General features: G+C 61.1%; 26 protein-coding genes. 13 read left to right on the forward strand and 13 right to left on the reverse strand.

Going from position 1 to position 18,298, the window contains the following annotated elements; translation table 11 throughout:
• Positions 1-13: 13 nt before the first annotated feature.
• Genes ACX3VQ_RS06710 through ACX3VQ_RS06725 form a run of 4 tightly spaced genes read left to right on the forward strand, consistent with a single transcriptional unit; the run spans position 14 to position 2,986 of the window.
• A complete protein-coding gene (locus ACX3VQ_RS06710; RefSeq protein ID WP_462580110.1) occupies positions 14-565 on the forward strand; it encodes a protein-L-isoaspartate O-methyltransferase family protein in 552 nt (183 codons plus the stop codon).
• 2 nt (positions 566-567) lie between these two features.
• Positions 568-2,052, forward strand: a complete 1,485-nt coding sequence (locus ACX3VQ_RS06715; RefSeq protein WP_462580111.1) for a TolC family outer membrane protein — start codon at positions 568-570, stop codon at positions 2,050-2,052.
• Positions 2,053-2,109: 57 nt separating this feature from the next.
• Complete coding sequence (locus ACX3VQ_RS06720) at positions 2,110-2,559, forward strand: DUF2497 domain-containing protein (RefSeq protein WP_462580112.1); 450 nt, start codon at positions 2,110-2,112, stop codon at positions 2,557-2,559.
• 13 nt (positions 2,560-2,572) lie between these two features.
• Positions 2,573-2,986, forward strand: coding sequence for a (2Fe-2S) ferredoxin domain-containing protein (locus ACX3VQ_RS06725; RefSeq protein ID WP_462580113.1), 414 nt, complete (start codon positions 2,573-2,575; stop codon positions 2,984-2,986).
• Positions 2,987-2,995: 9 nt separating this feature from the next.
• Here the strand turns inward: ACX3VQ_RS06725 and ACX3VQ_RS06730 are convergent, their stop codons facing one another.
• Complete coding sequence (locus ACX3VQ_RS06730) at positions 2,996-3,289, reverse strand: hypothetical protein (RefSeq protein ID WP_462570848.1); 294 nt, start codon at positions 3,287-3,289, stop codon at positions 2,996-2,998.
• A 126-nt stretch (positions 3,290-3,415) separates the two neighbouring features.
• Between ACX3VQ_RS06730 and ACX3VQ_RS06735 the strand changes: the two genes are divergently transcribed.
• The 3 genes from ACX3VQ_RS06735 to xth are packed head-to-tail and all read left to right on the forward strand — an operon-like array spanning position 3,416 to position 5,047.
• Positions 3,416-3,847, forward strand: a complete 432-nt coding sequence (locus ACX3VQ_RS06735) for a CBS domain-containing protein (protein ID WP_462580114.1) — start codon at positions 3,416-3,418, stop codon at positions 3,845-3,847.
• Positions 3,848-3,881: 34 nt separating this feature from the next.
• A complete protein-coding gene (locus tag ACX3VQ_RS06740) occupies positions 3,882-4,211 on the forward strand; it encodes a HesB/IscA family protein (RefSeq protein WP_462570844.1) in 330 nt (109 codons plus the stop codon).
• Between the two features lie 38 nt (positions 4,212-4,249).
• Positions 4,250-5,047, forward strand: coding sequence for an exodeoxyribonuclease III (gene xth / locus ACX3VQ_RS06745; RefSeq protein ID WP_462580115.1), 798 nt, complete (start codon positions 4,250-4,252; stop codon positions 5,045-5,047).
• 63 nt (positions 5,048-5,110) lie between these two features.
• Here the strand turns inward: xth and ACX3VQ_RS06750 are convergent, their stop codons facing one another.
• The 10 genes from ACX3VQ_RS06750 to ACX3VQ_RS06795 form a co-directional block, all read right to left on the reverse strand.
• Positions 5,111-5,779 (reverse strand): cell wall hydrolase, encoded by a 669-nt coding sequence (locus ACX3VQ_RS06750; protein ID WP_462570841.1) that lies wholly within the window; start codon positions 5,777-5,779, stop codon positions 5,111-5,113.
• A 203-nt stretch (positions 5,780-5,982) separates the two neighbouring features.
• On the reverse strand, positions 5,983-6,318 hold the full coding sequence (locus ACX3VQ_RS06755; protein WP_462570840.1) for a DUF1491 family protein: 336 nt from the start codon (positions 6,316-6,318) through the stop codon (positions 5,983-5,985).
• A 16-nt stretch (positions 6,319-6,334) separates the two neighbouring features.
• A complete protein-coding gene (locus tag ACX3VQ_RS06760; protein ID WP_462570838.1) occupies positions 6,335-6,799 on the reverse strand; it encodes a PaaI family thioesterase in 465 nt (154 codons plus the stop codon).
• The gene (locus ACX3VQ_RS06765) at positions 6,789-7,250 is read right to left on the reverse strand and encodes a PTS sugar transporter subunit IIA (RefSeq protein ID WP_462570837.1); all 462 of its coding nucleotides are present in this window, start codon (positions 7,248-7,250) and stop codon (positions 6,789-6,791) included. The genes ACX3VQ_RS06760 and ACX3VQ_RS06765 overlap by 11 nt, the downstream gene beginning before the upstream one ends.
• Positions 7,251-7,383: 133 nt before the next feature.
• On the reverse strand, positions 7,384-7,968 hold the full coding sequence (gene hpf / locus ACX3VQ_RS06770; protein ID WP_462570836.1) for a ribosome hibernation promotion factor: 585 nt from the start codon (positions 7,966-7,968) through the stop codon (positions 7,384-7,386).
• Between the two features lie 58 nt (positions 7,969-8,026).
• Entirely contained in the window at positions 8,027-8,719 is a 693-nt protein-coding gene (dnaQ, locus tag ACX3VQ_RS06775; protein ID WP_462580117.1) for a DNA polymerase III subunit epsilon, read from the reverse strand.
• Between the two features lie 71 nt (positions 8,720-8,790).
• The gene (gene coaE / locus ACX3VQ_RS06780) at positions 8,791-9,387 is read right to left on the reverse strand and encodes a dephospho-CoA kinase (protein ID WP_462580118.1); all 597 of its coding nucleotides are present in this window, start codon (positions 9,385-9,387) and stop codon (positions 8,791-8,793) included.
• Positions 9,384-10,238 (reverse strand): shikimate dehydrogenase, encoded by an 855-nt coding sequence (gene aroE / locus ACX3VQ_RS06785; protein ID WP_462580119.1) that lies wholly within the window; start codon positions 10,236-10,238, stop codon positions 9,384-9,386. Before aroE ends, coaE begins: the two co-directional genes overlap by 4 nt.
• Positions 10,235-10,819, reverse strand: coding sequence for a Maf family protein (locus tag ACX3VQ_RS06790; RefSeq protein WP_462580120.1), 585 nt, complete (start codon positions 10,817-10,819; stop codon positions 10,235-10,237). The genes aroE and ACX3VQ_RS06790 overlap by 4 nt, the downstream gene beginning before the upstream one ends.
• Entirely contained in the window at positions 10,816-11,667 is an 852-nt protein-coding gene (locus tag ACX3VQ_RS06795) for a pyruvate, water dikinase regulatory protein (protein WP_462580121.1), read from the reverse strand. Before ACX3VQ_RS06795 ends, ACX3VQ_RS06790 begins: the two co-directional genes overlap by 4 nt.
• Positions 11,668-12,000: 333 nt before the next feature.
• On the opposite strand from ACX3VQ_RS06795, the gene hemE reads away from it, so the two are divergent.
• From hemE to ACX3VQ_RS06815, 4 genes are all read left to right on the forward strand, one after another.
• The gene (gene hemE, locus ACX3VQ_RS06800) at positions 12,001-13,020 is read left to right on the forward strand and encodes a uroporphyrinogen decarboxylase (RefSeq protein WP_462570830.1); all 1,020 of its coding nucleotides are present in this window, start codon (positions 12,001-12,003) and stop codon (positions 13,018-13,020) included.
• Positions 13,021-13,071: 51 nt separating this feature from the next.
• Entirely contained in the window at positions 13,072-13,530 is a 459-nt protein-coding gene (locus ACX3VQ_RS06805; RefSeq protein WP_462580122.1) for a CopD family protein, read from the forward strand.
• A gap of 198 nt (positions 13,531-13,728) precedes the next feature.
• On the forward strand, positions 13,729-14,994 hold the full coding sequence (gene rho / locus ACX3VQ_RS06810) for a transcription termination factor Rho (RefSeq protein ID WP_462570828.1): 1,266 nt from the start codon (positions 13,729-13,731) through the stop codon (positions 14,992-14,994).
• 73 nt (positions 14,995-15,067) lie between these two features.
• Positions 15,068-15,460 carry a BLUF domain-containing protein gene (locus tag ACX3VQ_RS06815; RefSeq protein WP_462580123.1) on the forward strand — a complete coding sequence of 131 codons (393 nt, stop codon included), beginning with the start codon at positions 15,068-15,070 and terminating at the stop codon, positions 15,458-15,460.
• Between the two features lie 21 nt (positions 15,461-15,481).
• Here ACX3VQ_RS06815 and ACX3VQ_RS06820 read toward each other — a convergent pair whose 3' ends face one another.
• Both ACX3VQ_RS06820 and ACX3VQ_RS06825 read right to left on the reverse strand, forming a co-directional pair.
• Entirely contained in the window at positions 15,482-15,883 is a 402-nt protein-coding gene (locus tag ACX3VQ_RS06820; protein WP_462580124.1) for a nuclear transport factor 2 family protein, read from the reverse strand.
• Positions 15,880-16,578, reverse strand: coding sequence for a dienelactone hydrolase family protein (locus ACX3VQ_RS06825; RefSeq protein WP_462580125.1), 699 nt, complete (start codon positions 16,576-16,578; stop codon positions 15,880-15,882). The genes ACX3VQ_RS06820 and ACX3VQ_RS06825 overlap by 4 nt, the downstream gene beginning before the upstream one ends.
• Before the next feature lie 115 nt (positions 16,579-16,693).
• Between ACX3VQ_RS06825 and ACX3VQ_RS06830 the strand changes: the two genes are divergently transcribed.
• Together ACX3VQ_RS06830 and mnmE are read left to right on the forward strand one after the other, a co-directional pair.
• Positions 16,694-16,954, forward strand: a complete 261-nt coding sequence (locus ACX3VQ_RS06830) for a DUF6489 family protein (RefSeq protein ID WP_462570824.1) — start codon at positions 16,694-16,696, stop codon at positions 16,952-16,954.
• Between the two features lie 18 nt (positions 16,955-16,972).
• Positions 16,973-18,250 carry a tRNA uridine-5-carboxymethylaminomethyl(34) synthesis GTPase MnmE gene (mnmE, locus tag ACX3VQ_RS06835; RefSeq protein WP_462580126.1) on the forward strand — a complete coding sequence of 426 codons (1,278 nt, stop codon included), beginning with the start codon at positions 16,973-16,975 and terminating at the stop codon, positions 18,248-18,250.
• Positions 18,251-18,298 lie beyond the last annotated feature (48 nt).

Genomic DNA, 18,298 nt, shown 5'->3' on the forward strand with positions numbered 1-18,298 from the left:
AGCCCGCAAAGCCATGATCGATAGCCAGCTCCGCACCAGCGGCGTGAACGAGCCCTTCGTGCTCGCGCGTATGGGATCGGTGGCGCGTGAGAACTTCGTGCCCGAAGGCGTACGTTCCATCGCCTATATGGATCGCGCCATCCCGCTTGGCGAGGGGCGTTTCCTCGCCGCCCCGCTGGTGCACGGCATGATGCTGGCCGAAGCGCGGCCAGGGCTTGATGACGGCGTGCTGGTGGTGGAATCCGGTTCCAGCTATCTCGCCGAACTTGTGCGTCCGCTGGCAGGAAAGCTTGAAACCATGTCGGTGGAAGAAGCATTGGAAAACAAGCGGGGCCGCAAGGGTTTTTCGCTGGTCATGATCGACGGAGCGATCGAGCAATTGCCCGATACGCTTGCCAAACGGATCGAAGAAGGCGGGCGTATCGTAACCGGGCTGGTCTTGCGCGGGGTCACTCGCCTGGCCACCGGGCGCAAGACTGGCGGCAACGTGGCGCTGCAGCCGCTGGCTGAAATCGGCATACCGGTGCTGCATTCCTTCGACCGGCCAAAGGAATGGAGTTTCTGATTTTGCCTGATCGGGGCCCAAACCTGCGGCGCATCGCGGCTGCCTTGCTGCTGGGCTCTGCGCTGGCCCCGGCGGCGGCACAGGCCGATGATCTGCGTTCAGCGCTGATCAGTGCCTATGAGACCAATCCTGACTTGATCGCTGCACGCGCACAGCAGCGAGCGGTTGACGAGGAGGTTCCGATTCAGCGCGCGCAGGGGCTGCATAATATTTCTGCGACCGCCAACCATATCGAGTTTGTGAAAGTTTCGCCCAACAGCTTCACCGCCCCCAAACGGCGGGTCCAGGCCGGCCTGGACATGACTGTGCCGGTCTATTCCGGCGGTGCCGTACGCAACGGGATCAAGGCAGCCAAGCGGCGCGTTTCCGCTGGTGAGGCCGATCTGCGCGGCACGGAAAGCGTGATCTTCAGTCAGGTGGTTGCCGCCTATATGGATGTGCTGCGCACCGAGGCGCTGGCCACGCTGGCTGGCAACCAGGTCGACGTGCTGAGCGTAAATTTGCAGGCCACCTCTGACCGCTTCGAGATCGGCGAATTGACCCGCACTGACGTGGCACAATCCCAATCACGCCTGGCGGTGGCACAGGGCGACCTGCGCAATGCCCAGGCAAACCTGATCGCCGCGCGCGAAACCTATATCCAGCTGGTTGGCCGTGCACCGGGCGAGCTTGAGTCCCCGCCGCCGCTGCCCGGTCTGCCCGAAACCGTTGGCGAGGCGGTGAAAACCGCGCTGGAAAGCAATCCTGACCTCATTGCCGCGCGCGAACGCGCCGATGCCGCTGGGTTCGATTCTGAAGTGGCAGGTGCTGGGCGATTGCCGACGGTGGGCGTCTTCGCCAACCTTGATTACGCCGACTTTTACGGAACGCTGGGCGGTCCGGTTGCAGCCAATTTCGTGCAAAATGAAACCACCGCCAATGTCGGCGTGCAGGTAACCATCCCGATTTTCCAGGGCGGTTTGCCAGCCGCTCGCCAGCGCCAGGCCTTTGCCCGCGAGACTGCCGCTCTCGAGCAGGTTATTGCGGCCGAGCGCAGCATCATCTCGCAAGTACGCGCCGCCTATTCGAACTGGCAAGCGTCGAACGCCGTGATCGAAAGCTCCGAAGCCGCAGTGGCCGCCGCCGAGCTCAGCCTGGAAGGTGTGCGCGCAGAGAATTCCATCGGCAACCGGACAATCCTTGATGTGCTCAATGCCGAGCAGGAACTGCTGTCGGCGCGGGCGCAATTGGTGACAGCCCGCCGCAACGCCTATGTTGCCGGCTTCAGCGTGCTCGCCGCGATGGGCAAAGCCGAGGCGCGCGACCTCAATCTGGACACCGGCAGCGTGCTGTATGACCCACGGGCGAATTACGATCGGGTGCGGGGCGCGATGTTTGACTGGCAACGCGACCCTGAGCCTGCGGCAACGTCAACAAGAACCGTTGACATCCCGGCGCCTGACGCGATGATTGGGCCGCTTGATGAATCGGATGGCGGCACGCCTTAGTAGTGTCACCCGGTTTTTGGGCGGGACGCAAGACAAGCAGCAGGGAAATAGGCCGCGATGGCGCAGCACGGTGAAGCTTCGGTCGAAGAGATCCTCGAATCGATCAAGAAAGTGATCGCACGGGACAATCGTGATGCCGCCGGCCCGGTGCGCGGAAGCTCGCCGCCGTTGGCAAATTCGCGAACAGAAGATGAAGTGCTCGATCTTTCGGACATGGAATTTGTCGAAGGTGGCGCTCGCGACAATGATGACGCTGTTGACGAAGACGGCCCACTGACTACCGATACGGTGCGCCAATCGATGCGCGAGAATTTCGAGGCGCTGGCCATGCTGGCCGAACCGGGCGCGCGCCCACAGATCGTGCGTTCGGGCGAAACCTCGCTTGAAGGCATGGTGCGTGACATGTTGCGCCCGATGTTGGCCGAATGGCTCGACAGGAACCTGCCCGGCATGGTCGAGAAGATGGTCCAGGCCGAAATCGCCCGGATCGCCGGCAAGCGCGGCTAGCGCATCACAGCCGATGGATCCCAGCAACAAGCCGCCCCCCGACACGCTCCACGAAGCACAATTGGCGCTCGCCAAACTCGGCGGCCAAAGCACCGCGCGGCACATTTTTCTCTGCGCGATGAGCGAGAAGCAGAAATGCTGCTCGCGCGAGGAAGGTGAGGCCTCGTGGAAATACCTCAAGCGCCGCCTGAACGAACTGAGGCTGTCCGGCCCCAAGCGCATCAATCCCGATGGCAGGCCCTGCGGGGGCGTGCAGCGGACCAAGGCCGATTGCCTGCAAATCTGCGCCGCAGGGCCCATTGCGGTCGTCTGGCCCGAAGGCGTTTGGTATCATTCCGCGCGTGAGGATGTGCTTGAAGCAATTATCCAGCAGCATTTGATTGGTGGGAAACCGGTGGAGGAATTTCGCCTGCGCTACCCCGATTAGCGCAGCGGTCTATTCCTCGTCATGGCTGGGCATATTGTTGTCGACAGCGGCATCATGTCCGGTCCCGTTGGACAGGAAAACCAGCCCCATCAGCGCGCTCGTGAGCAACATCATGAATCCCATGCCCAGCGCCAGGGCAATGTAGAAATGGACCGAAACCATGCCGTTGAACTTGTAGAGCAGCGCCATGGCAATCATGACAGTGCCCACGGTGAGCATGAACATGAACCGCATCAGGCGGCGATAACGCGCCCAGGCATGCGCCGCCGTCTGAGGATCATCGAGTGGGGATTTGGCTACCATGGGGGCCACATGGGCCTTCGCGCGCGGCGATGCAATGCCCGTCATATGCGTCGTGACTCGCCTTTTTGGTGCAAGAATGGCATTCTTCCCTTCGGAATCACTCCGCATGGAGGTCAGGAGGTTGGGATGACTATCGCAAGGATCATCGAAAAGCGCAGTTCGCAAGACATCATCTTCTGCGATTCGACCGTGCCGATGCGCGAGGCAGTGGCGCTGCTGGCCCAGAAGCGAATCGGCGCGCTGCCGGTGATGCGCGGAGGATCCGTGGTGGGGATTTTCTCGGAACGCGATGTCATCTATCGGCTGGCTGAAGAGGGGGAGGTATGCCTCAACCGCCCGCTTGCCGAAGTGATGACCGCGCCGCCAATCACTGTTGCGCCGAAAACACCAATCAACGAAGCGCTGGCGCTGATGACGCGGCGGCGGATTCGCCACCTTCCGGTGGTTGATGACAGTGCGATGGTGGGCTTCATTTCAATCGGCGATCTGGTCAAGCACCAGACATACAAGGTCGAACACGAAGCCGAAGCGATGCGGATCTATATCCAGAGTGCTTGAGAATTGGTGGGCGAGCACCTAGATCGGTGTAACGATGACAGCAACACTCACACTCACCCCTGCTGCGGCGAAGCGGGTAGCCTGGATTGCGCAAAAACAGTCCAGGCCGGCGATCTTGCGCCTTTCGGTTGAGGGGGGCGGGTGTTCCGGCTTCCAATACAAGTTCGATCTTGCCGAAGCGGCAGAGGGCGAAGATGCGGTAAGCGAAACCGACGGCGTGCAGCTGGTGGTTGATCCGGTGAGCCTGGACCTGGTTTCCGGCAGCGTGGTTGACTTCGTCGAATCACTGGGCGGGGCAGCCTTCAGGGTCGAAAACCCCCAGGCCGCCGCCGGTTGCGGCTGCGGTTCAAGCTTCGGGATTTGAATTAGACCGCTCGCGCGTCTTCAGGCACAAGTGTTGTCATGAAGATAGCAACATTCAACATCAACGGTATCAAGGCGCGCCTGCCGCGCCTCAAGGAATGGCTCGAAGAAACGCGCCCATCGGTCGCCTGCCTGCAGGAGATCAAGAGCATGGACGAGAACTTCCCGGCCGAAGAATTCGCAGCGATCGGCTATCGCGCGATCTGGCACGGGCAGAAGAGCTTCAACGGTGTCGCCATTCTGGCTGACGAGCGCGCGGGGATCGCGGGCCCCAAAGAGGTGCAGCGCGGGCTTGGCATTCCGGGTCCTGACGGCTCGGGCGAAGAGCAGGCCCGCTATCTTGAAGCCGATGTCGGCGGGATCCGCATCGCCTGTATCTACCTGCCCAACGGCAACCCGCAGCCTGGCCCCAAATTCGACTACAAGCTCGCCTGGATGGAGCGATTGCGGGCTCGAATGGCCGAAATCTGGGCGGAGGAAGTGCCCGCCGTGGTGCTGGGCGATTTCAACGTGATCCCTGAAGACAATGATGTCTGGTCAACCAAGGCCATGGCAGACGATGCCCTGATGCAGCCCGAATCACGCGCCGCCTATTCCCGGCTTCTGGCCGATGGCTGGACCGATGCCTTGCGCACGCACAATCCGCGCGGCGGCGTGTGGACCTATTGGGACTATCAGGCCGGTGCCTGGCAGCGCGACCATGGCTTTCGCATCGACCACATATTGCTCAGTCCGGAGCTGGCCGACCGGCTGGTCGCTGTCGGAGTGGACCGCGATCACCGCGGCCGCGAGAAAGCCAGCGACCATGCGCCGGTATGGGCCGATCTGCGCCATTGACCACGCAGGGAAAAGGGGCCCAACCTTGCGGCGGGCCCCTCAAATCACGTAACGCGAACCCGCTCAGCGATAGAAGATGTGCTGACTGATTGTCGCGCGGGCAACCTTCTTGCGGCTCCAGCTGGGCCGGACATATTTGGCATGGAAATAGAGCGAATCCTGCACTTCGGATTCCCACATGCCCTCGTGCGCGATCCGGGCAACCGCCTTGGCTTGCCGCCAGGCCTGCGACCCGGTGTTGATCTGCGGCATGTCCCCGCCCTTCACGAATGAGAATTGCGCACGCTGATAGACAACCCCGCAATAGCTTGATGGAAAGCGTTCGCTGGCGGCGCGATTGATCACCACCTGCGCCACAGCCAGCTGGCCAGGGAGCGGTTCGCCGCGCGCCTCGAAATAGACCGCACCGGCAAGGCAGTGCATCTGCTCGGACAGGGCGAAATCTGTGTCGGTTGACGCAACCAGATTGCGCAGCGATCCGGCCTTGGCCTGCGCCGTATCCGCATTGGACGCGGACTTCTCGGCCAAATCATCGGCGAGTGGCTGCACAACCTCTTGCGAAATGAACTGTGGGGCAGTTTCGTCAGACGAACCACCGGCGGCGTTCACCGCCTTTTGTTGCCCCGGATCGGTGACCTGGGCGAAAGCGCCGGAAAACTCGGCGCTGGCAAATGTAAGGCCGAGCACAACCGCGCCAGCGGCAAGCCCGAGCCCATGGCTCCTGCGGATCATATTTTCTTGGTTCTGGGCGGTGAACGCGCTCCGACGCAGGCATGGACCAATCGCGTTAATTGCGTTTGTAAAAGCGGTCCGTAATCTTTGCCTGCCGGCCGTCCCCCGTCTGCGTGCCTGCGCTTCGACCGTATTGCCGAACAGCGCCGCCTACGCACCTGGAAGCTGCGCGGCCAAATAGAGCCGAACCGGCAAAGGTCAAGTTAACGCGCCCAGGATGCGATGAACCGTTCTCCATCAGCGATATCTGCCTCCACAACCCAGATATCGGGGTCCTGCTTGCGCCGTTTTTCAAGGTATTCGAAAATTTCCTGCTGATTTTCAGGATTTTGCCGCTTTGCAGCAATATATGGTCGCGAACCATCGAGCTGCGGCATTCTTTCGAAAAGAACTGCGTTCTCGCCGCGATAGATAGTTAAAACCAGGATGGTTCCGGCGTCCCTCTCGCCTTTGGCGATAACACTTGCGAAACCACCTTGCGATTCGATCGCACGAATCATTCCCGCCACTTCGAGATGCGCGGGGAGCCGCCCTTCCACTAAGCCGACCCCACCTTCAGCCTGCCTGGTAGCCCGGCAGGCTGGCGAGCGGGATGCGCGAGCGCATGAATGTGCCGGTTCCACGCCCGATTTCATCGCCTTCGGCATCGACCAGCCGCGCCTCGGCAACGAAAACACGGCGCTTGCCGCTGATCCACACGCCTTCGGCAACCACTTCGCCGCGGCGCACCGGCTTGGTGAAATGGAGGTTGAATGACGTCGTCAGCAGGAAACGATCGGTAGTGCGGGTATTGGCAGCATAGAAGGCCGCATCGTCGAGCATCTTGAAATAGATCGTGCCATGTGCGGCCCCCGCCGCATGATAGCTCGATTCGTCGACGCTGAATGTAATCCGCGAACGCCCTTCACCCACAATTTCGAGCCGCGATGCAAACAGTGTGTTGATCGGAGCCGAAGCATAGAGCCGCTCGAGCGCACGATAGTGCAACTCCGCGCCTGAGGCTGGGCCGTCAGGCGGCATCGCTCTCGATCTGGTTGCTGAACAAGGCATAGAGCGCCTCGGCATCAGGCGCTTCAAGCAGTGCTTCGTGAACGCTTTCATCGCGCACCAGACGCGAAATTGCTGCCAGCGCGTGGAGATGTGTTGCTCCGGCATTTTCGGGTGAAAGCAGGCCAAAAACGAGTTCCACTGGCATGCCGTCCGCCGCGTCATATTCCACCGGATGCGCCAATCGCAGCAACACGGCGGATGGCCGGGTCACTGAATTGGAGCGCGCATGGGGAATTGCCACGCCGCCGCCGAATCCGGTCGAGCCAAGCCGTTCACGTTCTTCAATTCCATCAAGAACCGCAGCCGAATCGATACCATAAGCGAGCCCGAACATGCTCGCGACCTGTGCCAGCACATCCTGCTTGGAATCCAGCCGCACAAGTGCAACCGCTTCCGGTAGAAATTGAAAATTTGCGTTCATTTCAGACCAGTTTCACGTCCGTCAAAATTTCAAGCAACCCCAACGCCTGCGATCACCACCTCTTGCGGGCAGCATTGCACCGACGATTTCCAGGGACGCTGCACATGCCGCCGCAACTTCCGGCCGCGCTTCTTTAACGCGGTTCGACCCAGCCGATCGAACCATCCGCGCGGCGGTAAACCATATTATGCCGCCCGGTTCCAGCGTTTTTGAAAAACAATGCATTGGTATCCCGCAGATCGAGCATCATCACCGCGTCAGCCACGCTTGCCTCGGGAATGTCGACGCTCGTCTCGGCAATCACCGGCGGAGCATCGCTAGTGAGCTCGTCTTCAGACTCGTCACTGGCGAAGATCGTATAGGCTGCTTCCTCAAGGATGTAGGCCGCATTTTCCTCGCGCTGGGCATGCGCCACCTGCTCATGGCGATCCTTGATCCTGCGCTTGTAGCGCCGCAATTGCTTGTCGATTTTCGCTGCTGCGGCATCAAGCGCAAGATGCGCGTCCTGCGCTTCAGCGTGGGCCTTGAGGATCAGCCCCTGCATCACATGGGTTACGATGTCGCACGCAAACATGCCTGCGGGCGCCTTGCCGAAAGTGACATGAGAGGAAAGCGCGCGATCGAAGTACTTGTCGACGATCCCGCCCAACCGGTCCGTGACATGTTCCTGCAGCGCGGCGCCGGTTTCGATCTGATGGCCTGAAACGCGAATATCCATTTGCGCACGATCTCCTGTCTTCTCGTTCTTGCGGAACCCGGAAGCGGGCCCCGGACATTCAGTTCGACCAGAGCGGGTTTTCGATCCGGCCTACAAATTCACGGTGCCGCGCGAGCTCTTCGGCGCTTGCTGCGTGTGCGCGCGGTTCGCGGCGGGGTTGCTGCGGCCCAGACACGGTGGAAATGCCGGTCACTGCGATCTCGGTCACGCAGGTTTCAGCGGCCAGTTCGAGCCCGATCTGCCGGCCGCCGGTAAGCTCGACATAGACCTGTGCGAGCAATTCCGCATCAAGCAGTGCGCCGTGCTTCACGCGGTGGCTGCGATCGATGCCATAGCGGGTGCACAGTGCGTCGAGCGAAACCTTGGCGCCAGGATGGCGCTTGCGCGCGATCGCCACCGTATCGATCATCCGCGCGCGATCGACCGGTGGGCGCCCAACCAGCGCCAGCTCATTGTTGAGAAAGCCGAAATCGAAGCCGGCATTGTGCGCTACCAGCGGTGCATCGCCGAGAAACTGCAACAGCGCATCGGCCTGTTCAGCGAACAGCGGTTTGTCAGCCAGGAAGGTGCTCGACAATCCATGCACGGCTTCTGCCGCGGCGGGCATGTCGCGCTCAGGATTGAAATAGGCGTGGAAGGTGGCGCCACTGGGCACCCGGTTGATCATCTCGACGCAACCGATTTCCACCATCCGGTCACCCGAAGCTGGGTCAAGTCCGGTGGTTTCGGTGTCGAAAACGATTTCCCGCATCAAGTTCAGTATCGGACCACCCATCCCATTTGGCAAGCACTTCCGGCATCATTCCGGCGCATCGCCAAAGGTCAGGCGCTGGCCCGCAATCGTTCGATCAGATCCGCCACCGCGGCCTCGGTTTCAGCCAGTGAAGTTCCGGTCTCGATCACGTGATCGGCACGTGCGCGCTTCTCGCTATCGGGTACCTGCAATGACAGGATATGCGCAAATTTCTCAGGCGTCATGCCTTCGCGGGCGAGCACCCGCTTGCGCTGGACATCGACCGGCGCGGATACGACCACCACTGTGTCCACGCTTTCATGCCCGCCCTTTTCGAACAGCAAGGGGATATCGAACACCACCAGCGGCGCGCCGCCATGCTCGATCAGGAATTCGGCCCGCTTTGCCGCCACCGCCGGATGGACGATCGCCTCGAGCCGGGCAAGCGCCTGCTTGTCTCCAAACACCAGCGCCCCCAGCGCATCGCGCCGCACTCCCTCGGGACCGGTCGATCCGGGGAAGGCAGCCTCGATCGGTGCAATCAACTCACTCCCGGCGCGCTGCATCTTGCGCACCTCGGCATCGGCATCGAACACCGGCACACCGCGGCGCTGAAACATTTCCGCCACGGTTGACTTGCCCATACCGATCGAGCCGGTGAGTCCGATGATAATGGGCCGCGTCATTGTGCCAACAGCCTTCTGATATCCGCATCATGTTCGCGCGGCGGCGCCTGACCGAAGAAATGCTCGAATGCGATGGCAGCCTGACCGATCAGCATATCGAGCCCGTCGAGCGTTTTGTGTCCGGCGGAGCGTGCAGATTTGAGGAAGTGGGTCTCAAGCGGATCGGTGACGATGTCATAGGCGATCGCACCGGGCGGCGCGTGGCTCCAGTCAAACGCCAGATCGGGCTGCCCGCGCATACCCAGCGGTGAAGCGTTGACCACCAGATCCAGGCAACCCTTGCGATCGTCAAAGGCAAAACCGGTGGGATCGGCGAAATGCGCAAGATCGACCGCGTGATGCTCGCTTGCAGGCGCAAGTTCATCGAGCAATGCGCGCGCCTTGCCAGGATCGCGCCCCGCAACGACCAGTGTGAATCCCTGGCCCGCCAATGCGGTTATGATCGCCCGCGCCGCGCCCCCTGTGCCCAGCACCCGCGCCATGCGAAACAGATGGCGGTGTTCGAGCTCGCCTCGCAACGGCTCAAGGAACCCCACTGCGTCGGTGTTGATGCCAAGCAGCCCGTCTGCTTGCGGAACCAGCGTGTTGACCGCACCGATGCGCCGCGCGACCGGATCAAGCTGGTCGATCAGGTGAATGACAGACTGCTTGTGCGGCATCGTGACATTGCAACCGCGCCAGTCCGGATCTTCACGGCGGGCGGCCAGATAATCAGCCAGTTCCCCAGGCCGCACATGGCAGGCGCGATATTCGGCATCGATCCCGAGCTTGCCGAGCCAGAAATTATGGATCGCCGGGCTTTTCGACTGCGCGATCGGATCGCCGATCACTTCGGCATAGGGTTTGCTCACGAGGGCAGCTCCCCCAGTTCGCGCAAGGCGCCCAGCACGCTGAGCAGCGGCATGCCGAGCACGGTGAAGTGGTCGCCGTCGATCCCGCTGAACAATTGCACCCCCAGCCCCTCGATGCGGAACACCCCGACACAATGGCCAACTTCGGGCCATTCGGCATCGAGGTAGGATTCGATAAAGGCACCGCTCAATTCGCGCACATGCAGCTGCGCAAGCGACGAAGCGCTCCATTCGCATGCGTCGCCGCGCACCAGTGCAGCGGCGCTGTGGAGGTCCATCACCTTGCCGGAAAAGTAGCGTAAATGCTCTTCCGCCTGTGCACGGCTTGCAGGCTTGTCGAACCGGCGACCGCCGCAGGTCACCAGGCTGTCGCTACCCAGAACCAGCCGCCCCGGATTTGCGCGCGCCACCGCCTGCGCCTTGGCAACGCTCAGCGCTTCGGCGATCTCGCCAGGCAAGCAGCCTTGCAAGCCCGCTTCAACCGCGCGCTCGTCAAGCGCAGCGGGGATCGCTTCATGGGCGACACCAGCCGCATCGAGCATCGCCCGGCGTGACGCGCTTTTTGACGCCAGGATAATCATATAGCGCCTTCGCCGTTCTGATCATTTGCGCCGCGCATACTGTCCTTGCGTTCCTGATAGAAGCGGATCACCGCAGCGGCTGTTTCCTCGATCGAACGGCGCGTGACATCAATCACCGGCCAGCCATTATCGGCAAACATGCGCCGCGCAAATTGCACCTCATCGCGGACCTTTTCGGAATCGACATAGGAAGTCTCGGTACCCTCGTTGAGCGAGAGCAGGCGGTTGCGCCGCACCTGCACCAGACGTTCCGGCGCCGTCGTCAACCCGACGACCAGTGGGTGGCGCAAGCCAAACAGCGCGGGCGGCGGCGGCGATTCCACCACCAGGGGGATATTCGCAACCTTATACCCGCGATTGGCCAGATAGATGCTGGTCGGCGTCTTCGAACTGCGCGATACCCCGGCCAGCACAATGTCCGCCTCTTCCCAATCTTCCCAGCCAACGCCGTCATCATGCGCAATGGTGTAATGGATCGCGTCGACCCGCCTGAAATAGGCTTCGTCCATCATATGCTGGCGCCCGGGCTTGCCATGCGCCTCTTCACCCAATTGCGCTTCGAAGGCAGCAGTTACCGCATCGAGCACGGGCACGGCGGGCAGGCCGATCTGGCGGCAATGTTCCTCCAGCCGCCCGCGGGTTTCGGCATTGACCAGGGTGAACAGGACCAGACCCGGGCTGGCAGCAAGCGAGGGCACGATCCGGTCAAGATGCTGGCGCGAGCGCACCATCGGCCAGAAATGCCGCACGACATCGGGATTGTCGAACTGGGCGAGCGCCGCCTTGGCGATCATCTCAAGCGTTTCGCCAGTCGAATCCGAAACAAGATGGAGGTGCATTCGCTTCATCGCGGGTGTGTTTTTATCCCGTCGCAGGGGTTGTGGAGCCTTCCGGGCATAAACCACGGGAGAAGGCTGGCGACAAGTTCGGGGATCAATTCCATGCCCACTATCGGCTGCTTAACTAGCGGGTCTGTCTACAGCATGGCCTGGTTGCCCACAGGCTGGGGATAGCAGGGATAAATATGACTCGACATGGGCCCGGCAACGAGTCGCCCTATGCTGCGGCCTTTGCATTACCGGCAAAAATTGGGCAGGAGCCGCTTGTCCCCGAAATCCACAGGGCCAACAGACTCCATCAATCCTTTTTAAATATACTATTTATTTGATTGGACCTTCCGAATGCCTGGTTTGCTGCTCGATACGCTGAAGGGAAAGCGTTCTGACAAAGTGCCCATGTGGCTGATGCGTCAGGCTGGCCGCTATTTGCCCGAGTATCGCGAGCTTAGGGCAGAAAAGGGCGGTTTTCTCGACCTTGTCTATGACAGCGAGGCCGCCGCAGAGGTCACACTTCAGCCGATCAGGAGATTCGGTTTCGACGGGGCAATCCTGTTTTCCGACATATTGATCGTGCCCCATGCCATGGGCCAGGGGCTGGAATTCACGGCCGGCGAAGGGCCCAGGCTCACCCCGCCATTGCATGAAGCAGAGCTTGCCGATTTCACAACCAAACATGAGCGTTTTGACGCCGTATACGAGACCGTACGGCTATGCCGCGCGCAGCTTGACGACAGCGTGACCATGCTGGGCTTTGCCGGCAGCCCGTGGACTGTTGCCACCTATATGGTGGCGGGCGAGGGCAGCCGCGACCAGCATCGCACGCGCGAGCTGGCCTATCTTGATCCGGCGCGTTTCCAGTCGATAATCGATTCGATTGCAGAGGTCACCATCACCTATCTGCGCGGGCAGATCGATGCCGGCGTCGAGGCGGTGCAATTGTTCGACAGCTGGGCTGGCAGCCTGGCGCCCGACCAGTTCGAGCGCTGGGTGATCGAACCCAATGCCGCGATCACTGCGGCAATCAAGCATTCGCACCCGGATTGCCCGGTGATCGGTTTCCCCAAAGGGGCGGGCGAAAAGCTGATCGACTATGCCCGCCGCACCGGGGTCGATGCGGTGGGGCTGGATGAAACGGTTGATCCCGCATGGGCCCACCGCGAATTGCCGCCAGGAATGCCGGTGCAGGGCAATCTGGATCCATTGTTGTTGATGGCGGGGGGCGATGCGCTCAAGGCGCGGGTCGAATTCATTCTCGAATGTTTTGCCGCCCGCCCGCATGTGTTCAACCTGGGTCACGGGATTGGCCAGCACACCCCGATCGAACATGTCGAGCAGCTCGTGGCGGCGGTGCGCGGCAGCTGATTGACTCTGCGGGGGTGACGTAGACGTGCTGGTTTCCTACATGATCCAGCTATGCAGGATGCTATTGCCATGACCTATCTCTGGCTCAAGGCCGGCCATATCATCTTCGTGGTGTTCTGGATGGCTGGGTTGTTCATGCTGCCGCGCCAGATGATCTACGTCCATGGAGCGCCTGCCGGATCGGCCGAAGAGGCGCTGTGGGCGCACCGGATGGACCTATTGCGCAAGGTCATCCTGACGCCCAGCCTGATTGTGGTGTGGGCGCTGGGGCTGTTGATGGCGGTGGAGCTGGGCTTGTTTGATGGCGCGCCGGGGCTTGGCTGGCTGCATGCCAAATTGCTGCTGGTGATCCTGCTTACCGGTTATCACGGCTTCATGGTCTCGCAGTCGAAGAAATTCGCTGCGGGCGAGCGGCCACTGAGCGAGAAGCAATTGCGCATGTTGGGCGAGGTGCCCGGCCTGCTGCTGGTGTTGATCGTGATCCTGGTGATTGTTGTCCGCCAGATGTAGCCCGCTGCCTTTGGGCGCGCGGCAGGGCAATTTCAGCGATTGACGCGGCTCGCGAGCAATTCTATTTCGGGCCATCCAACCGGCGTTGTGGCCCCGCATTCCGCGCGGCCTGGGTCTGCTTTCTCCAAGCCCGAATGTCTTGCACCACAGGCGAGACACCGACCTTCCGGCCATTTTCAGTAACGGACAGACATACCAATGCATCTTAAAGATCTGAAACAGAAGACCCCGGCCGAACTGGTCTCCATGGCTGAAGAGCTGGGGGTTGAGGGCGCCTCGACCATGCGCCGCCAGGATCTGTTGTTCAGCATCCTGCGCGAGCTGGCTGAAGACGAGGAATATAACGACAAGATCATGGGCCTGGGCACGATCGAAGTGCTGCAGGACGGCTTTGGCTTCCTGCGTTCGCCCGAAGCCAACTACCTGGCAGGGCCGGACGATATCTATGTATCTCCCAATCAGATTCGCAAATGGGGGCTGCGCACCGGGGATACGGTTGAAGGCGAGATTCGCGCACCGCGCGATGGGGAGCGCTATTTCGCGCTGACCAGCCTTACCAGCGTCAATTACGACGATCCCGACGCCGTGCGTCACCGCACCAATTTTGACAATCTTACGCCGCTCTACCCGGACGAGAAGCTCAATCTCGACACCACCGATCCCACGGTGAAGGACAAGAGCGCGCGGGTGATCGACATCATCGCGCCGCAGGGCAAGGGCCAGCGCTCGCTGATTGTGGCCCCGCCGCGGACCGGCAAGACCGTGCTGCTGCAGAACATCGCCAAAGCGATCACCGACAACCATCCCGAGGTATTCCTGATCGTGCTGCTGGTTGACGAGCGGCCCGAGGAAGTCACCGACATGCAGCGCAGCGTGAAGGGCGAAGTGATTTCTTCTACCTTTGACGAGCCGGCCAATCGCCATGTGCAAGTTGCCGAAATGGTGATCGAGAAGGCCAAGCGCCTGGTCGAGCACAAGAAGGACGTGGTGATCCTGCTCGATTCGATCACCCGCCTTGGCCGCGCCTACAACACCGTTGTGCCCAGTTCCGGCAAGGTGCTGACCGGCGGTGTCGATGCCAACGCTCTCCAGCGGCCCAAGCGTTTCTTCGGCGCGGCGCGCAATATCGAGGAAGGCGGCTCGCTGTCGATCATCGCCACCGCGCTGATCGATACCGGCAGCCGCATGGACGAAGTGATCTTCGAAGAGTTCAAGGGCACCGGCAATTCGGAAATCGTGCTCGACCGCAAGGTTTCGGACAAGCGGATCTTCCCCGCGCTGGATGTCGGCAAGTCCGGTACCCGCAAGGAAGAACTGCTGGTCGACAAGGACGTGATGTCGAAGATGTGGGTCCTGCGCCGCATCCTGATGCAGATGGGTACGATCGATTCGATGGAATTCCTGCTCGACAAGATGAAGGATTCCAAGACCAATGAAGACTTCTTTGCGACCATGAACCAGTAAGGGTGGGCTGGCCCCGGCAGGTCATGCTGCGGGGCCGCTTGCCTTTGCGGGCAATCCGGCTATCACCCGGCTGATGCTGCGCCAAATTGTCTATATCAGCACCGCTGCGGGGATCGATTCAGCGGCGATCGCATCAATCCTTGAATCGTGCCGGCGTAACAATGCTGAGCGTGCGGTGACCGGCCTGCTGCTTTATAATGGGCGCAATTTCCTGCAATTACTCGAAGGCAATGTCGAGGATTTATCCTGGGTGCTGCATCGGATCGAAGCCGATCCGCGCCACAACGGGGTTTCAATCATCGAGGATATTGCAGTCGAGGAGCGCGCCTGCCCTGATTGGCTGATGCGGCATATCCGTATTGCCGACGATGTGTCGGCGCGGCGCGATGCGCTCGATACCGAACTGCCGCAAGATATCGATCCCAGCCTGCGCCGGATCATCCTCAACTTCGCATCGTTGAATTAGGGGCTGAGTCAGGGCCGTGCGTCAGCCCTTCAGTTTCTGAAGCTGCGCAGCCATCATTTCCCAGACCTTGTTGACGGCTTTCAGGGGGCGGACCATCACCTTGAAATCCTTGATGAAACCTTCCTCGTCAAAGGTGATCATGTCAATTCCGTTGACGTGGATCCCGTCCATTTCAGTGGTGAATTCGAGCACTGCGGTGTCCCCATCCACTACCTCTCGCACATAGGTGAAGCTGTCATTGCCCAGCGTTGCGCCAGCAGCGGTGAGATAGGCGACCACGATCGGGCGGCCGACCTGCGGAGTGTGCACCACCGGTGAATGGAATACGGCATCTTCGCGCATGATTGCGGCGAGCGCGGCAGGATCGCTGCCGCCCTTGATCACTTCATGCCAGCGCTTCAGGCCCTTGGCAGCGGCGCTCATGCCAGATGCTCGGCGAAAAAGGCCTTCGTGCGTCCGTCGGCAAGCTGCGCACCTTCTTCATTGCGGCGGTTGCCCCTTTCAGTGGCGAAACCGTGGTCGAGCCCTTCGTAATCGTACAGGGTTACGCGCGGGTGATCGTCAAGCCCCGCATGCATCGCGGCCTGCGCTTCCGGCCCGACGAAATGGTCTGCCGTGGGCACATGCAGCAGCAGTGGATGGGCGATGCCGTGCTTCTCGCCCAGCATCTGGTCGATCATGACCCCGTAATAGCCGACCGAAGCATCGATGTCGGTGCGTGCCGCTGTCATATAGGCGAGCTTGCCGCCAAGGCAGTATCCCACGCAGCCGACCTTGGGCACACCAGCCTCCCGGCGGATCCAGTGGATTGTCGCTTCGATGTCCTTCACCCCGTCATCGGGATTGTACTTGCCGAAATAATCGAGCGCCTGGTTGAATTCGGCCTCGACATCTGGATCGAGCACGATCCCCGGTTTCATGCGGAAGAACAGGTCCGGCGCGACTGCAAGATAGCCGTCCGCCGCCCAGCCATCGCATTTGCTGCGGATGCCCGGGTTCACGCCGAAGATTTCCTGGATCACGATGATTGCAGCTTTAGGTGCGCCTTCGGGCCGCGCAACATAGGCGTTGAAACTGGCGCCTCCATCGAGCGTGGGAATCGTGACTGTCTCGGTCATGAGGGTTGCTCCTTTGATTTGCTGCGAAAGCGGCTTATCGCTTGTGGGGGGTGATTGCCAAACCCAAATATATGAGGGCGGATCCGGAGCCCGCCTTGCCAGTGGAGGAATTGCCATGAAGGTCAATATCGAGATCGACTGCACGCCCGAAGAGGCCCGCGCCTTCATGGGCCTGCCAGATGTGTCCAAGGCGAACAGCGTTTATGTCGATACGATCGCCAAGGCGATGAAGGGCGTTTCCAACCCCGATCAGTTGCAGGAATATGCCCAGCAACTCGCGCCGATGGGCCAGTTGGGCCTGAAAATGTTCCAGAGCTTCATGGAAGGCGGGATGCGCGGGGCCGGCTCGCGGCAGAAATCCGGCGATGATCAATAGGCTGCGCGCCATTCGCGCATGAGCGACACGATTTTTGCCCTTTCGAGCGGTGCGCCGCCCGCCGCAATCGGCGTGATCCGGATCAGCGGGCCGGGTGCGGGGGAATCGCTGCGCGTGCTTGCGGGGCGCGAGGTGGAGCCCCGCCGTGCCAGCCTGGCGCGCCTGCACGGCACGGATGGCCGACTGCTTGATGAAGCGCTGGTGTTGTGGTTTCCCGGCCCCGATACAGCGACAGGCGAAGATCTGGCCGAAATGCACTGCCATGGCGGGCGGGCGGTGATCGCGGCGGTTGAAGGCGAGCTTGCGCAGTTTCATGGGCTGCGCCGCGCCGAACCGGGCGAGTTCACGCGCAGGGCCTTCGCCAATGGCCGGATCGATCTGGCCGAGGCTGAGGGGCTTGCCGATTTGCTGAGCGCCCAGACAGAACTTCAACGCAGTGCTGCGATCGCGATGGCAGGGGGTGGATTTTCGCGCCAGGTCGAGCAATGGCGCGAGGCATTGTTGCGGTTGTCTGCCGAGGTCGAGGCTGCGCTTGATTTTGGCGATGAGGACGATGTTGGCGGGCTGGCGGCGGATTTCTCGCCGCGGCTCGGTCAATTTGCGGAGGATTTGGCCGATTGGCTGGCACGTCCGCAGTCAGAGCGTTTGGGTGAGGGCTATCGGGTGGTGCTGGCTGGCCCGCCAAATTCAGGAAAATCCACTCTTTTCAATTCTTTGAGTGAGAGCGAAGCAGCCATAACCTCACCTGTTGCCGGCACGACGAGGGACGTTATCGAGCGCTCGGTTGCGATAGGCGGCGTGCCCTTTACCTTTGTCGACACGGCGGGTTTGCGAGAAGGAAGCGCGGACGAGATCGAGGCGATTGGAATTGGCCGCGCGCGCGATCAGCTGGAACGTGCCGATCTGGTTCTATGGTTGGGGCCTGAACACGACGGACCAATTGGATGCTGGGAGATTGAGGCACAGATCGACGATCAGGCACATCTGGTTAAAGCCGCACCCGATTGGCGGGTGTCCGCCCGCACTGGCGAAAACATCGCCAAGCTCAAATTGGCACTTGTCGAGCGGGCGCGGGGCGCGATGCCGAAACCGGGTGAAGCGGCGCTCAATGCGCGCCAGCACGGCTTGCTCGCGGGGGCACATGCGGCGCTGCGAGAGGCGGGGGGACATTCTGATCCGCTGATTATCGCCGAATGTCTGCGCCAGGCACGGCTGGGGTTTGACCGGTTCGTCGGCCGCGCGACGACCGAGGATATGCTCGACGCGCTGTTTGGGCGCTTTTGTATCGGGAAGTAGTGCCAGCCAGCTTCAGTGTTTCACGTGAAACATTCACGGGCCACGGTT

Source organism: Altererythrobacter chaiwopuensis, from assembly GCF_054957735.1.

Bases quoted from the DNA above. Each gene is read 5' to 3' on its own strand.
- ACX3VQ_RS06710 (WP_462580110.1), top strand. From the start codon at position 14: ATGATCGATAGCCAGCTCCGCACCAGCGGCGTGAACGAGCCCTTCGTG.
- ACX3VQ_RS06720 (WP_462580112.1), top strand. From the start codon at position 2,110: ATGGCGCAGCACGGTGAAGCTTCGGTCGAAGAGATCCTCGAATCGATC.
- ACX3VQ_RS06725 (WP_462580113.1), top strand. From the start codon at position 2,573: ATGGATCCCAGCAACAAGCCGCCCCCCGACACGCTCCACGAAGCACAA.
- ACX3VQ_RS06730 (WP_462570848.1), bottom strand. From the start codon at position 3,289: ATGGTAGCCAAATCCCCACTCGATGATCCTCAGACGGCGGCGCATGCC.
- ACX3VQ_RS06735 (WP_462580114.1), top strand. From the start codon at position 3,416: ATGACTATCGCAAGGATCATCGAAAAGCGCAGTTCGCAAGACATCATC.
- ACX3VQ_RS06740 (WP_462570844.1), top strand. From the start codon at position 3,882: ATGACAGCAACACTCACACTCACCCCTGCTGCGGCGAAGCGGGTAGCC.
- xth (WP_462580115.1), top strand. From the start codon at position 4,250: ATGAAGATAGCAACATTCAACATCAACGGTATCAAGGCGCGCCTGCCG.
- ACX3VQ_RS06750 (WP_462570841.1), bottom strand. From the start codon at position 5,779: ATGATCCGCAGGAGCCATGGGCTCGGGCTTGCCGCTGGCGCGGTTGTG.
- ACX3VQ_RS06760 (WP_462570838.1), bottom strand. From the start codon at position 6,799: ATGCCGCCTGACGGCCCAGCCTCAGGCGCGGAGTTGCACTATCGTGCG.
- ACX3VQ_RS06765 (WP_462570837.1), bottom strand. From the start codon at position 7,250: ATGAACGCAAATTTTCAATTTCTACCGGAAGCGGTTGCACTTGTGCGG.
- hpf (WP_462570836.1), bottom strand. From the start codon at position 7,968: ATGGATATTCGCGTTTCAGGCCATCAGATCGAAACCGGCGCCGCGCTG.
- dnaQ (WP_462580117.1), bottom strand. From the start codon at position 8,719: ATGCGGGAAATCGTTTTCGACACCGAAACCACCGGACTTGACCCAGCT.
- coaE (WP_462580118.1), bottom strand. From the start codon at position 9,387: ATGACGCGGCCCATTATCATCGGACTCACCGGCTCGATCGGTATGGGC.
- ACX3VQ_RS06790 (WP_462580120.1), bottom strand. From the start codon at position 10,819: ATGATTATCCTGGCGTCAAAAAGCGCGTCACGCCGGGCGATGCTCGAT.
- ACX3VQ_RS06795 (WP_462580121.1), bottom strand. From the start codon at position 11,667: ATGAAGCGAATGCACCTCCATCTTGTTTCGGATTCGACTGGCGAAACG.
- hemE (WP_462570830.1), top strand. From the start codon at position 12,001: ATGCCTGGTTTGCTGCTCGATACGCTGAAGGGAAAGCGTTCTGACAAA.
- ACX3VQ_RS06805 (WP_462580122.1), top strand. From the start codon at position 13,072: ATGCAGGATGCTATTGCCATGACCTATCTCTGGCTCAAGGCCGGCCAT.
- rho (WP_462570828.1), top strand. From the start codon at position 13,729: ATGCATCTTAAAGATCTGAAACAGAAGACCCCGGCCGAACTGGTCTCC.
- ACX3VQ_RS06815 (WP_462580123.1), top strand. From the start codon at position 15,068: ATGCTGCGCCAAATTGTCTATATCAGCACCGCTGCGGGGATCGATTCA.
- ACX3VQ_RS06820 (WP_462580124.1), bottom strand. From the start codon at position 15,883: ATGAGCGCCGCTGCCAAGGGCCTGAAGCGCTGGCATGAAGTGATCAAG.
- ACX3VQ_RS06825 (WP_462580125.1), bottom strand. From the start codon at position 16,578: ATGACCGAGACAGTCACGATTCCCACGCTCGATGGAGGCGCCAGTTTC.
- ACX3VQ_RS06830 (WP_462570824.1), top strand. From the start codon at position 16,694: ATGAAGGTCAATATCGAGATCGACTGCACGCCCGAAGAGGCCCGCGCC.
- mnmE (WP_462580126.1), top strand. From the start codon at position 16,973: ATGAGCGACACGATTTTTGCCCTTTCGAGCGGTGCGCCGCCCGCCGCA.